Genomic DNA, 11,918 nt, shown 5'->3' with positions numbered 1-11,918 from the left:
GTTGTGTGTTGTGTTGGAGGGGTGGTCGCGGGGGGGGGGGGGCCGCGCCGTCGACCTTGTCGTCGAGCGCGGCCGCTCGTCGCGAGGGCGCCGCCGTGATCGATCCGCTCTGGTGGGTCTCGTTGGACGCCGGCCCCGGCCTGACCGCACGACGGCGGCCGGTCCGCTACTTCAACCGCGACGCCCCCGAGGACGCACTGGCCACAGCCAAGTGGGACGGCTCGTGCCGGGTGGTCCGGACGACCACCCCAGCCGGGGTCAGGTGCTCGCTCGACCGGGTCCGGCAGCACTCCTCCCCGGCCCCGGCCCCGGCCCCGGCCCCGGCCGGGGCGCGGACCGGGAAAGCGGACGCAAACGCAGTAGACGTGGCCGGACGGCGGCCCGGATGGGCCTGATCAGCCAGTGCCAGCGGGCTCCTCCTGCGCGGTTCGGAGCTCGCACTGGTCGAGGAGGCGGGCCAGGTAGCTACACCGGAGCGGGCCGGACGGCCGGGCGGGACCGGCGCAGCAAGCGGCGCCAGCGGGCGGGGCCCCGGTGCTGCAGGGAGGCGGCCCGGGCAGATGCACTCGGCGGCGAGCAGGCGGCGGGGCGGCCGGACGCCCGGCTCGGCGGCAGCCGGAGCAGAGCCAGACGGTGCGCGAGCGCGAGGCAGTGCAGCGGGCGGGCGCGGGGCGGGACCGGCGGACGAAGAGGTCGACGGCCGACGGGGCACCGGGCCAGCCAAAGCAGCCGGGATGGCGAGCGGGGCCCTGGTGCCGGGCGGCCGTCGAACCGGGGCGGGGCGGGCCCGGGGTATCTCCGGTGCGGGCCCGGCAGCGGATGGCGCAGCAAGCGGTGCCAGCGGCGGACCAAAGCGCGTAGAAGGGATGGTTCCAGAGCTCGTTACGAAACCACGACAGCTTTCCCCGCCCAACACAAGTCTGCAGCTCAGAGCGCTATTTGACCAGACGTCGGATTCATAGGACCATGTCGGTGGACAGGATACTTGTGGCCTGATCCACACTGAGCCTCGCCGAGCGGCGGGGCTTTTCGCATGCTCGAACACACCAGCACACTTCGAGGCCTCCGCCCACTGGCGGGGGCCTCCTGTCGTATCCGGAGGAAAACTTGGATGCCGCCCTCACCATCGCGGCTCTGGTGGTCGCGCTCGTCCTGGGGTCCATCACCATGCTGGCGCTGCTCATCGCCTACATCGTGCGGGTGTGCGTCGCCAGGACGCGGACCCAGGACATGCCCGACATGGTCCAGCGGTTCACCGGCTTGATCGGCGCCGTGGAGAAGTTCACTCCCCGTCACCAAGGGGTGCGCGAACTCGCCGCCCCGCTCCGCGGCCTCCAGCCCGGCCAGCAGGTAAACGCCCCCACTCCGCAGCCTCCCGTCATCCCCGGCCAGGTCCTGGGAACCGAGACCACCGCAACGCCTGCTGGCGGTGCCCAGTGACACGCCGCCGGATCCCCCGCGACCCCACCGCACGAACCGCAACCACCAACGCGCTGAACTTCGGCCCTGCCGAGTGGGGGCAGGTCGAGATGATCATCCGCCTGATCGCCCTCATGGACCTCCCCGACGCCGAGATCAACAGGCAGACCGGCATGCCGCGGTACGCCCTGCTCCAGGCGATGGGCGCTGACCGACCCCTCTTCCAGGACCCGTTGACCCGGAACGAACTCGTGGAACTGGCCGATGGCCTGTCACCCACGCTGAAAGCCGCTGTGGAGAGGGCTGCACAGGAGGTGGAGCTCAGCATGATGCGCCCCTGCGAACGGTGCGGGCAGGTGACAGTCCCTCCGCAGCGCCGGGCCGGCGGTCGACCGAGACGCTTCTGCTCGAACGCCTGCCGGCAGGCGAACCACCGACAGCAGGTCCAGGACCGGAAGACCGGCGGTCCCCTGTCGAGGTGAGGGGCTCGCCGCCGAAGCCGCTTGGAGCTCCGATCCGACCGAGGAGTAGCGGTTCACGCTCACCGAGGTCGGTGCCGAGCCGCACGCCCACGCGCACTGGGCTCAGGCCGGCAACCGGCACGGGGCCCTCATGCGGCTGAAGCGGGCCGCGCTCCCGGACGCAGCGCAGGAGTCGGCGGTCTGACGGTCTGACCCGTCCGCGGCCGGGTTCCGGCGCGCCCGGTCCGGGGAAGGGGTCGGGTATGGGCGAGCGCAGCGACCAGAACCGTGAGCTCGCCGGTCCGGTCTCGCAGGCCGAGGCCTGGCGGTTGACCGGGGAGCTGCGGGATGCGATCGAGGAGGTCCGCTCCGCCGTCCTGGTCCTGGCCGCGCGGGTGCGCGATGCGCGTCGGTGAGGGTGTGGGCCGCGGCGGCCGAAGCGGTACCAGACCGCCGCGTCAGCGCCGAAGCAGCGCAGCAGCGGCAGGGCTGTGGCGACAACCGGCAGGGCTTGGTGGTGGTCGCGGGCGTGGAGAGCGTCGCCGCCGTACGCGGGGGCGCCAGATGTACTCGGAGTCGGCCTCGACCTCGGTCATGCGGTTGAGCAGCCGCTCGTGGTCCCGCTTGGCCTTGGCCGCCTTCCGCTCCGGGGTGAGTCGCTTGGCGCTGGGCACGCCGGACGCTGCCCGCGGTGGGCCTGCGGGCGGTACCTCGTGCGGCTGGCGCTGCGGGTTTGGCGGCCGGGGTGACGAACGCGGGTCCGGCGGCGTTGGAGCGGGGGTGGGCAGTACTTCTTCGTCCCGTCCGCGGCGCGGTCTTGGGCTGGGGCCGGGTGCCGGTCGGGATTTGGCCGCTGTGGGTGTCCCGTCGTCGCGGTCGCCGTTGCCGTGGGCTCAGGAGTCGGTCGACGCCGGGCTCCAGTGCGTGCTGGCGGAGCATCGGCGGCTGGTGGCCGAGCGGTGGGAGGAGGTGTTCGAGGACCTGGGCGAGGACGTCCTGGGCGAGGCCGTCCAGGAGGCGCGGCAGGACGGGCGGGATCCGGTGCGGACCGTCGATGTCCTGGTGCGGGGGCTGGTCCAGCGGCTGGAGGAGTGAAAGAAGGCCGGCGGCGTGCTGGAGGAGGCGCTGGGGGCGGCCGTTGCCGGGGTGGCGGCGGAGGCCCTGGCCGCCGAGCAGGGGCGGCTGTGGGGGCGCGGCAGGCATTGTTGGAGGCGATCGCCTGGCACCACCACTGCGGCCCCGCGCCCTGGTGAGGGTCGGTCCGTCGCATCGAGGTCAGGACGGAACCGGAGTTGGCATGTCAGATTCACGGTCTCGACCGTTAACGCTGCCGATCCGGAACTCGCCGGGCGCGATCTCTGTCGATTGACTCCGAATGATTGCGTCCAAGCCAGTTGGCCACCTTGTCCGGAGCGACCAAACTCCCCGGCTCAGGCCGCCTCGTGCGCGCACCACATGGCGGCCCGCAGTGCGACGAAGAGCATGCTGTAGAGGATCGATGCCGCCAGCATCGCGAAGATCGTGCTCTGGAGCGCGAGCAGCTGCTCGATGACGTGCGTTCGCTTCACGACCTTGACTTCGAGGACGAACACGGCGAAGCCGACCAACGCGCTCGCAAACACGGAGAAGCTGAATACCGGAAGCACCGCGTGGGCGGAGCGAACCTCCATCCGCAGCGCGGTCGATATCCGCCGTCCGGATGCCACCGCGTTGAGTGCGCCCTGCGCTTCTCTGGTGAGCTTGCGCGTGGCCGGCCCTCCGGGTGCCGTGGTCGCTAACCGCCACCAGTGTCCCAGGCGTTGCCGCGCCGAGGCTGCTTCCGTTCCCGACACGTCGCCCTCCTCCGACACGGACCCCGCGTAGGCAGCGCGATCACACCGGCAGGTGCCAGACGGGTCCGTCCTCGTTGCCGAGCCAGACCCGTTGTCCGTCGCCGTCAACGGTGATGCCGAACCGCTCCTGGTGCGGTGCGCCCGCCGCCTGCCAGGTCTCGACCGCGTCCTCGACCTGGTCCCACAGGCGCAGCGGGCCGCGCTGGGTGACGGTCCATCCGCCGTGGCCATCGGGTTGGGTGCGGGCTTGGGAGCCGGTGGCGTGGTCGATGAGGATCTGCTGGTCGCCGGCGTCGATGCGTTCGGCGGAGGGAGCGGCGAGCTGGGCGACCCAGGTGCCGGTCCAGGTGGTGATGGTGGCGGGGTCGACGCGGGTGGGGCGTCGGTCGCCGGGCAGCAGGGTGGGGTTCTGGCGCGGGAGGCGGTCGTGGGGGCGGGCGATCATGAAGCTGGTCCAGCCGGGCAGGAAGCGGCCGGTTGCCTCGCCGGGGTCGGTGACGGTCAGCAGGGCGAGGGCGTAGCCGTACTGCCAGCCGGAGAAGGTGACGAGGATCTTTCCGCCGGGCCTGACCTGGTGCAGCCAGGGGTAGGGCAGGGTGCGCACCGCGCAGGTGGCGATGAGCCGGTCGTACGGGGCAGCGGGCTTGTGGCCGGCGAGGCCGTCGCCGACGACCAGATGCGGGGTGTAGCCGGCGGCTTTGAGGGAGGTGGCGGCGCGTTCGGCGAGGTTGGGGTCGACTTCGATGCTGACGATGTTCTCGTCGCCGAGGCGGTGGGCGCCGAGTGCGGTGGAGTAGCCGGTGCCGGTGCCGATCTCCAGGACGCGGTGGCCGTCGTGCACGTCGAGTTGCTGCCACATGCGCAGGACCAGGGAGGGCAGGGTGGACGACGACGAGGAGGATCCGGCGACCGGTTGGTCGGTGTCGGCGGGGTGGATGCGGCCGTCGAGCTGGGTGACGAGGGTCTGGTTGGTGTAGACGGCCTCCAGCCAGCCGTCGCCGTTCTCACGGACCGGTTCGTAGGAGGTGGGGAAGGAACCGGGGACTTCGCGGAAGTAGTCGCCGACGAAGGCCTCGCGCGGTACGGCCGCCGCGGCGGCGCGCCAGAGCGGGTCGGTGAGGCCTTCGTCGGCGGTGAGCTGCCGGACGAGGGCTGCGCGCAGGTCCGCGGCGGCTGCGGTGGTGGTCATGCGGCAGGGCCCTTCTGGAGCTGGTCGGCTATCGCCGTGGCGATGGCACCGGTGGTCGGAGGCGGGAAGAACGCCCACTGCCCGTTGCTGTTGCATTCGAGGAAGTGCCAGCGGCCGTCGGTGGTGACGGCGAAGTCGAAGGCGCCGTAGACGAGCCGGAAGTGCTCCAGGTAGCGGGCCACGGACCGGCGCACGGGGGGTGGGACGTCGATCGGGGTGTGGGTGACCAGGTCCTGGCGGCGGCGCCAGTCCAGGTCGGGGCTGTCGATGCGGACGGCGAAGAGCTCGCGGCCCACCGCGGTCAGCCGTACGTCGTGGTCCTTGGCCAGGCGTGCCTGGAACAGGTGCGGGCAGGCGGCGACGGCGTCGGTGATCTCGTCCGGGGAGACCTCGGCGACCCAGGCCTGCACCGGCCGGCCGTCCTCACCCGTGTAGGGGGAGTTCCACAATGGCTTGTAGACCGCCCCGCCGGGCTGCTCGGCGCAGAAGGCGCGCGCCTGCTCAGGATCGGTGGTGACGATCGTGTCGGGGACGGCGAAGCCGGCCGCGAGCGCGGCGTCGAGCTGGGCGGGCTTGTGTTCGGCGGCCCGGATCCGCCAGGGGTGGTTCACGTAGCGGGCGCCGGGCAGCGAGGCGAGGACGCCACCGACTCCCCACTGGGCCTGGGCGCGGGCGAACTCGGCGTCCTGTCCGTCCATACCGGCCGGTGTGGCCCAGCCCGAGGGACGCCGGTACCAGACCGCGCGGACCCGGTCGAGGTCGAGGGCGCGGCTGGCGGTGGCGAGGGTGCCGCGTCGGCCGGCCGCGCCGTAGCGGGCGGTCAGCACGGCGCCTTGGTGGAGGTCGGCGCCGGGATCCGCGCGCACGACCGGCACCTGCCGTTCGGCCAGGATCCGCAGCACGATGTCGGCCGTCGGGTCGTAGGCGCAGGTCAGCACCAGGACCGCCGCCTGCCGGTCACCCGCCACGGTTCAGCTCTGGTCCTGGTCGTTGGACGTCACGGTGTCGACGTCGGTCGGCTGGGCCTGGCCACCGCTCTGCCCGTCCCCGCCACCGCCGCCGGTGCTCGTCGGGCCGGTCTGGTCCGTGCTGGTCCCGTGCTTGCCCAACTCGACGGTGCGGCCCTGCTCGTCGTGGAAGACCGCGACCTGGGTGTCCGGGTCGATGACCGGAGTCATGGCGGGCCAGGGCGGCGTGTCGGCGTACGGGCGCATCCGGGTGGTGCCCCACGGGGCGGTGACGGCGTTTGGCATCCTGATCTCTCCTGCACCTGATACGTGACGCTGGCGATGCGAGCGGTGACCATCGGTCATCATGCCGGTCGGCGGGACCCCCTGGGAGGCGTTTTGCCGAACTGCCCTTCAGAGACGCCCCGGGCACGCCCCTGGGGGTGGCGATGGGCAGAGGGCGAGGACGGGTGTGCCAAGGAGTTCGAGCGGCCGACTGCTATGCGGCCGGCCAGCCGTGGTGCGCCAGGCCGCCGGGGTCGGTGAGGGTGCCGTGGATGCCGGCGGCGGGGTAGGGGATGAGGTCGTCGGGCAGGTCGTCCTCGGTGAACCAGCGCAGGTCCAGGCACTTCTCGGGTTCGCGGTTGACGGGCTCCCCCTCCCACTCGGTGGCGAGGTAGAACAGGCCGAGGCGCAGGGTCGCCGGGTCCTGGTGGTGCCGGCGGTGCGGCGGGGGCGGAGGTCGGTGTCGAGCTGGTGGAGGCGGTCGGCGGCGACGGCCAGGGCGAGGGCGCGGCCGCGCATCGTCGCGGCGGCGGCGCGTACGGCCTGGCCGTAGGGGGTGGCGGAGGGGCCGGTGGCAGTGCGGACGGTGTGTCCGGCCTCCCGCAGGGCGCGGGCGGTGGCGGCGACGGCGGTGGACTTGCCCAGGCCGCTGGGCCCGTCCACGGTGAGCAGCAGGCCGTTCACGCGGTCACCTCCCGGCGGGCCGCGGTGGTGCGCCCCACTACGTGCGAAGACGGTGTCGCCGAGTTTCAGCAGCACCTGGATCCTTGACTCTGGACGGTTGTCGGATACTGCCCGCGCGGGGGTGGACGCTGCGTCCGAGTGCGTGCCGCGTACGGTCAGCTCATGCACGAACAGCGAGACCAGGGACAGGTCGACGGCGAGGAGAACCGCGGGCACACCGCGCCTGCCGATGTCACCGACGCGAGCGCCAAGGCCGAAGCGGTGGTATTCGTCTGCGCGACGTGTGGTGTCCCACTGACGGGGCCGCTCACACGGCTGCCAGCGGTTCCCGAGGCACCGTTTTACGCGTGGTGGGACGCCGACGAGCCCGGTCCATCGCCGGCGACCGTGCCGTCAGGCCACTATGCGGTCGAGACCGAGCCGTACGGCGCGCCCCTGGTCGTCGCCGACGTGCCCGGCCCAGTAATGCCGCGCCACGGCGTCCACTACAACGCGGACGGCAAGCCGCTGGTGTCGAAGGGCCCCCGAGGCAACTTCGTCATCAACCCGGACGACGCCCGCGGCCTCGAATTGCGGCACGCGTCCGCCGCCTGCTGCGGAGCGACCCCGAACGGCGGCATGAACCAGCGGTGCGCCTGTGGAACCCTTGTGGCGACCCTTTGCTCCGACTGCTGCCTGCCGTACGAACTTCACCTGTCAGCCGACCACGTCCGCGCCGTTCACACCTGAGGCCGACCCCCGCCTCTGCGCGGCCATCGTCGACCGCCCCACCTTCAACAGCACCGTCATCGAGACCGGCACCGACTCCTACCGCCTCGCCAGCACCCGCGCCCGAGCCGAACAGCAGCAGGCGGTCGGCTAACCCCGCTCCCACCTGGTCAGGCCCCCGGCCCACCTTGACGGACGTGTGCGGCAGGATGACGCCATGCCCCAGCAGACATTGCCCCCGTCGGAGTCATGGCGCTGGATCGATTCCTGGCTGGCGACGCACACTCCCTCCGGCCTGGTGTTGCTGAACCCGCCAGCAACACCCAGCGAACTTCAGGACGCCGAACAGACCCTCGGCATCCCGTTGCCCGGCGATCTCGCTGATTCCCTGCGGTGCCACAACGGGCTGAGCACCTGGGCGACCGTCCTGCCCGAGCAGTCTCCTCTGTCGGTGAGCGGCATCGTGGACCGCTGGCAGACCTGCATGGACATCGCGACCGAGAACGACGGTCTGACCACCCGCCCCTGGGACGACGAACCCTGGTGGCACCCGTTCTGGGTGCCCTGGGCCGAGAGCTCCGACGGCGGCTCACAGGTGATCGACCAGCGTCCCGGCCCGGACGAGGGGCGACTCGGCTGGGCCGGCCACGGCGGCGGGGGCGACTTCACCGACTCCTGGCCCGGCCTGGCAGGACTGCTTCACGCCGTCGCACGAGCGTTCCACAGCGGTGGAGATGTCCGCGGACTACACCCTTACCTCACCGCACAGGGCGAGCTGTGGTGGGACGAGGAGAACTGCCACGAGCTGGAAGGTCAGCCGCTGACACCCGCCCCGATCGGGCTGTCCTGACTGTTAGTCACAGACTCGAATCCACCCCCGCTGCTCTTACTTCTCACCGACACCGAGACGCGGTCACAGCACCTCGCGCTGCCAGCTCTCACCAACAATCGCTCTTCGTTCTCACCTACGCAGCCAAGCCGAGGATGAAGTACCCCTTCACGCCGATGCCCTTCTCCAGCAGGCGGCGGGCGACGGTGAGGGTCATCGCGGGGGTGATCCGCTTGTCCATGGCCTCCAGGACCCAGGTGGAGCCGGATTCGATGCCGAGTGCGACCTCGCGCAGTCCGTTGGCGCGCAGCCGTTCCAGGACGGTGTCGCTTTCGCGGTCGAGGACGTTGATGCGGCCGGTGGCGTCCCACACGTACCTCTCGCCGACGCGTTCGGCGGCGAAGGCGTCCAGGGCGGGGTGGATGACGCGGCGGGCGCCGAGGAAGAGGTCGTCCACCGCGCGGAAGGCGGTGCAGCCGAGGTCGGCGTGGAGCCGGTGCATCTCGGCGACGATGTTCTCGGGGGTGCGGGTGCGGATGCTGACCTCGGGGTTCATGGAGGCGGCGGCGCCGCAGAACCCGCGCTCGTAGGGGCAGCCGCGCGAGCACACCAGGTTGGCCTCGATGCGGCCGTCGGCCGCCCGGTGCGGGTCCTGGGTGAGGAAGCGGCGGTCGAGGGCGAGGGCGTTGATGTCGGGGGCGAGCCAGCGGGCGGTGTCGCCGCGTTGCGGGATGCCGCAGGCGGTGGTGGAGAGCAGGCGGTCGCGCCACATCACCTTCGGCAGTTCGCGACGCCGGTGGAGGTCGCCGAGCAGGGCGGTGACCCGGGTCTCGCCCTCGCCGATCACCAGGGCCTCCAGGCGGGCGAAGCGCGGGTCGTCCAGGACGCGCCGCGGGTCGGCCTTGGCGTGGTGGCCGCCGGCCATCAGCGCGATCGCCGGGTCCAGGGCGGCGGCGATCCGCGCCGTCAGTTCGTAGGTCGGGGCGAGGAGGTTGAACGCGGCCCAGCGCGGCCGCAGCGCGTTGACGGTGTCGATGGTGTGCCGGATGCCGAGTCCGTGGGCCTCGGCGTCCAGGATCCCGACGTTGAAGCCGTGCGCGGCGGCGTGGGTGGCGATGTAGCCCATGCCGAGGACCGGCAGTGTGTAGTCGTTGACGCGCGGGCGCAGGCCGTAGTCGCGCAGCGGGGCGTTGACGAACAGGCAGTCGAGGGAGCGGTGCGGGTCGGCTCCGGCGACCAGGTCACGGGCGGTGCGGGTCTGTTCCTCCGAGCTGATCGGTGCGGGCATGGGCCCCCCAGGTGAGTGTCGACAGGGTGAGGGTGTGCAGGTGGCGCGGTTCTCCGCCAGCCAGGTGGTGCCAGTGCGCGCCGAACAGGGCCTCGGTCTTCTTCGGCTTGTCGGCGGCGGGCCAGGGGTGGTCGGGGGCGATGCGGGCGGCCCAGGTGCGGACCGCGAGGTCGGTGTGCGGGTACACGGAGAAGTCGCCGGTGAAGTCGGCGGCGGCCGCGGCCGCCGTCCAGGGCCCGATCCGCGGCACGGTGACGAGTTCGGCGGCCAGGGCCGGGGCGTCCAGCTGCTCCCAGCGGGTGCGGTGCTCCTGGTAGGCGCCGGCGGCCGCGCGCAGGGCGGTGCGGTGGAACGTGGTGCCGACGGCGGCGAACTGTTCGTCGGTCAGGGCGAGGGCGGTCTCGGGCGTCGGGGCGGTGCGGAGGGCTGGGTCGGTGCCCGGCAGAGCGGTGCCGTGGGTCGCGCACCAGCCGCGGTAGAGGCGGCGGGCCTGGTCGGCTCGGACGACCTGGCGCAGGACGGCGGTGGTGATCGCGTCCCACAGCCACGGGTTGGCCACGCGCACGCTCGGCCCGAGGCCGCGCAGGCCGGCGAGGAGGGTGGCCGGGAGGGTGCCGGGCAGCGACGCCGGGTCGGTGGTGACGAGGGCGGGCTTGGTGTCCTCCGTGCCGTCCACGCAGGCCAGGTCGAGGCCGTCGGGGGTGAGGGTGGCCAGCCAGCGGCCGTCGGCGGTGCGCAGGGGGCGCCGCCGGTGGCCGCTGGCGGGGTTCTCCTGCCAGGCGGGGTGGTCGGTCGTCAGGACGGTGTGCACGGGACGCTCCTTGCCTCGGGTGCCGAAGTGGCCGCCCCAGCTTGCCAACTCCGGGCGGGTGCCGGGGCCGGTTTGGACGGGGACGGTGGCCCGGGGTGCCGAGCCGGGTGCCGTTCAGAGGCGCCCGGGCAGGAGGTCGATCACGCCGGTGGCGGCGAGACTTCGATAGAGCGCGCGGTGCTCGGCGTCGGTCATCCGGCGCGAGTGCACCGGGGCCTCGCCGCCGGCGGGCACGGGCCAGGCGGAGACCGGCGGGATCAGGTCGGTGGCGGGATGGGCGGCGGTGTACGGGCCGCGCAGGACGAGGGTGGTGGTGCCGGGCAGTACGACGGCCCGGTGCGCGAGCGTGGGCGCCAGGGTGTAGGCACTGCCAGGGAGCTCGGTGGTCGTGACGGCCGGGCGCAGGCCGCGGGAGCTGAACGGTCCGCCGGCGCAGCCGTCGGCGCGGCCGCCGGTGTGCAGGAAGACGGTGTGGAGGCAGCCGCCGGTCAGGACCCGGGCGGCGAACGGGTAGGCGTGGTCGTGCGGGAGCAGCTGGTTGCCGGGGCGCGGGTTGGCGTTGAGGCGGATCTCGTACCCGAGGTCGTCCGCCTTGGACAGGACGAGCCGGTCCAGTGGCGGGGTGGTGCGGGAGGCCTCGTACCGTTCGGGGGCGAGGACGGTGGTGGTGACCAGGTAGGACAGGCGGCCGCGGTCGGCGGCGAGGCGGTGGAGGACGCCGGACTGGGCGTGGATCCGCGGCAGGTCGGCGGCGCGCAGGTCGGGGACGTCCTCCAGGCCGGGCCCGGCGGTCCGCCCCGCACCGGTCGGGCGGCTTCTGGTCAGACGGGCACGGGCGTCGTCGGCGGCGGCCCGGTACTCGCCGGGGTTCAGCCGTACGGTGCCCGGAACGTCGACCGGGACGTGGGACGCGACGAGCTGCGCACTGTCGGGGCAGCCCGTGAGCCGGACCGTGGCACCGGTGTGGAGGAGGCAGAGCTGGCCGGCGTCCAGGGTGCGCAGGTACTGCGGCCGGTCGTGGTCGACGTCGTCCCGGTCGCGGTAGAGGGCGAGGTCCAGGATGCCGACGAGCGGGAGGACGGTGGCGGCTCGGTCGGCGGGCCGGGGCTCGGCGGCGGCGGTGCCGTCGGGCAGGCGCAGGTGGATCGCCGGGTGGCCGTCGCGGGGCGCGGCGAGCAGGAGCATGGTGTGGCCGGGGGCGGTGTGGGAGCCGGCGGCGAGGGCAAGGGGGTCGGCTTGGTCGAGCAGGTGCAGGGCCAGCTCGGTGGCGGGGGCGAGCCAGGCGTCGGTGACCAGTTGCTCGGGACGGTCGATCAGGGTGTTCGGGTCCAGGTCGGCCAAGCCGGCCAGGTTGGCGAGGTTGGCGAGGGTTGATGACGCTCTCTGAATTTCCCCAGTCTGTGCTCTGAGGTTGGCCAAACCTGCTCAGTTGATCTCCCCACCCTTCGGGTGATGTTGTCCGGCG

At 72.7% G+C, this 11,918-nt stretch carries 13 protein-coding genes and 1 pseudogene; 7 read left to right on the top strand and 7 right to left on the bottom strand.

Going from position 1 to position 11,918, the window contains the following annotated elements; translation table 11 throughout:
* Positions 1 to 1,107 precede the first annotated feature (1,107 nt).
* The 4 genes from ACWDCZ_RS36125 (at position 1,108) to ACWDCZ_RS36110 (ending at position 2,975) form a co-directional block, all read left to right on the top strand.
* Positions 1,108 to 1,440: a hypothetical protein gene (locus ACWDCZ_RS36125; RefSeq protein ID WP_449818101.1), complete on the top strand. Its 333-nt coding sequence runs from the start codon at positions 1,108 to 1,110 to the stop codon at positions 1,438 to 1,440.
* Positions 1,441 to 1,529: 89 nt separating this feature from the next.
* On the top strand, positions 1,530 to 1,901 hold the full coding sequence (locus ACWDCZ_RS36120; RefSeq protein WP_449818100.1) for a hypothetical protein: 372 nt from the start codon (positions 1,530 to 1,532) through the stop codon (positions 1,899 to 1,901).
* A 242-nt stretch (positions 1,902 to 2,143) separates the two neighbouring features.
* Positions 2,144 to 2,296: a hypothetical protein gene (locus ACWDCZ_RS36115; protein WP_449818099.1), complete on the top strand. Its 153-nt coding sequence runs from the start codon at positions 2,144 to 2,146 to the stop codon at positions 2,294 to 2,296.
* A gap of 466 nt (positions 2,297 to 2,762) precedes the next feature.
* The gene (locus ACWDCZ_RS36110) at positions 2,763 to 2,975 is read left to right on the top strand and encodes a hypothetical protein (RefSeq protein ID WP_449818098.1); all 213 of its coding nucleotides are present in this window, start codon (positions 2,763 to 2,765) and stop codon (positions 2,973 to 2,975) included.
* 335 nt (positions 2,976 to 3,310) lie between these two features.
* Here the strand turns inward: ACWDCZ_RS36110 and ACWDCZ_RS36105 are convergent, their stop codons facing one another.
* The 4 genes from ACWDCZ_RS36105 to tgmA are packed head-to-tail and all read right to left on the bottom strand — an operon-like array spanning position 3,311 to position 6,154.
* The gene (locus ACWDCZ_RS36105; protein WP_449818097.1) at positions 3,311 to 3,730 is read right to left on the bottom strand and encodes a hypothetical protein; all 420 of its coding nucleotides are present in this window, start codon (positions 3,728 to 3,730) and stop codon (positions 3,311 to 3,313) included.
* A 22-nt stretch (positions 3,731 to 3,752) separates the two neighbouring features.
* Positions 3,753 to 4,901: an ATP-grasp peptide maturase system methyltransferase gene (gene tgmC / locus ACWDCZ_RS36100; RefSeq protein WP_449818096.1), complete on the bottom strand. Its 1,149-nt coding sequence runs from the start codon at positions 4,899 to 4,901 to the stop codon at positions 3,753 to 3,755.
* Positions 4,898 to 5,869 (bottom strand): ATP-grasp ribosomal peptide maturase, encoded by a 972-nt coding sequence (gene tgmB / locus ACWDCZ_RS36095; RefSeq protein ID WP_449818095.1) that lies wholly within the window; start codon positions 5,867 to 5,869, stop codon positions 4,898 to 4,900. Before tgmB ends, tgmC begins: the two co-directional genes overlap by 4 nt.
* Before the next feature lie 3 nt (positions 5,870 to 5,872).
* Positions 5,873 to 6,154, bottom strand: a complete 282-nt coding sequence (tgmA, locus tag ACWDCZ_RS36090) for a putative ATP-grasp-modified RiPP (RefSeq protein WP_449818094.1) — start codon at positions 6,152 to 6,154, stop codon at positions 5,873 to 5,875.
* 825 nt (positions 6,155 to 6,979) lie between these two features.
* Between tgmA and ACWDCZ_RS36085 the strand changes: the two genes are divergently transcribed.
* The 3 genes and pseudogenes from ACWDCZ_RS36085 (at position 6,980) to ACWDCZ_RS36075 (ending at position 8,375) form a co-directional block, all read left to right on the top strand.
* Positions 6,980 to 7,546, top strand: a complete 567-nt coding sequence (locus ACWDCZ_RS36085) for a hypothetical protein (RefSeq protein ID WP_375876869.1) — start codon at positions 6,980 to 6,982, stop codon at positions 7,544 to 7,546.
* A 4-nt stretch (positions 7,547 to 7,550) separates the two neighbouring features.
* A pseudogene (locus tag ACWDCZ_RS36080) lies at positions 7,551 to 7,679 on the top strand (IS21-like element helper ATPase IstB); the annotation flags it as partial.
* 63 nt (positions 7,680 to 7,742) lie between these two features.
* Positions 7,743 to 8,375 carry an SMI1/KNR4 family protein gene (locus ACWDCZ_RS36075; protein ID WP_449818093.1) on the top strand — a complete coding sequence of 211 codons (633 nt, stop codon included), beginning with the start codon at positions 7,743 to 7,745 and terminating at the stop codon, positions 8,373 to 8,375.
* Between the two features lie 115 nt (positions 8,376 to 8,490).
* Here ACWDCZ_RS36075 and ACWDCZ_RS36070 read toward each other — a convergent pair whose 3' ends face one another.
* The 3 genes from ACWDCZ_RS36070 to ACWDCZ_RS36060 form a co-directional block, all read right to left on the bottom strand.
* Positions 8,491 to 9,642 (bottom strand): B12-binding domain-containing radical SAM protein, encoded by a 1,152-nt coding sequence (locus ACWDCZ_RS36070; RefSeq protein ID WP_449818092.1) that lies wholly within the window; start codon positions 9,640 to 9,642, stop codon positions 8,491 to 8,493.
* On the bottom strand, positions 9,596 to 10,453 hold the full coding sequence (locus tag ACWDCZ_RS36065) for a hypothetical protein (protein WP_449818091.1): 858 nt from the start codon (positions 10,451 to 10,453) through the stop codon (positions 9,596 to 9,598). Before ACWDCZ_RS36065 ends, ACWDCZ_RS36070 begins: the two co-directional genes overlap by 47 nt.
* A gap of 114 nt (positions 10,454 to 10,567) precedes the next feature.
* Positions 10,568 to 11,794 (bottom strand): hypothetical protein, encoded by a 1,227-nt coding sequence (locus ACWDCZ_RS36060; protein WP_449818090.1) that lies wholly within the window; start codon positions 11,792 to 11,794, stop codon positions 10,568 to 10,570.
* Positions 11,795 to 11,918 lie beyond the last annotated feature (124 nt).

Source organism: Kitasatospora sp. NPDC001225 (assembly GCF_053597855.1).
The sequence above is the reverse complement of the archived record's forward strand: the minus strand, read 5'-3'. Positions and strand labels throughout refer to the sequence as shown.

Bases quoted from the DNA above. Each gene is read 5' to 3' on its own strand.
- ACWDCZ_RS36120 (WP_449818100.1), top strand. From the start codon at position 1,530: ATGATCATCCGCCTGATCGCCCTCATGGACCTCCCCGACGCCGAGATC.
- ACWDCZ_RS36070 (WP_449818092.1), bottom strand. From the start codon at position 9,642: ATGCCCGCACCGATCAGCTCGGAGGAACAGACCCGCACCGCCCGTGAC.
- ACWDCZ_RS36115 (WP_449818099.1), top strand. From the start codon at position 2,144: ATGGGCGAGCGCAGCGACCAGAACCGTGAGCTCGCCGGTCCGGTCTCG.
- tgmC (WP_449818096.1), bottom strand. From the start codon at position 4,901: ATGACCACCACCGCAGCCGCCGCGGACCTGCGCGCAGCCCTCGTCCGG.
- tgmA (WP_449818094.1), bottom strand. From the start codon at position 6,154: ATGCCAAACGCCGTCACCGCCCCGTGGGGCACCACCCGGATGCGCCCG.
- ACWDCZ_RS36085 (WP_375876869.1), top strand. From the start codon at position 6,980: ATGCACGAACAGCGAGACCAGGGACAGGTCGACGGCGAGGAGAACCGC.
- ACWDCZ_RS36075 (WP_449818093.1), top strand. From the start codon at position 7,743: ATGCCCCAGCAGACATTGCCCCCGTCGGAGTCATGGCGCTGGATCGAT.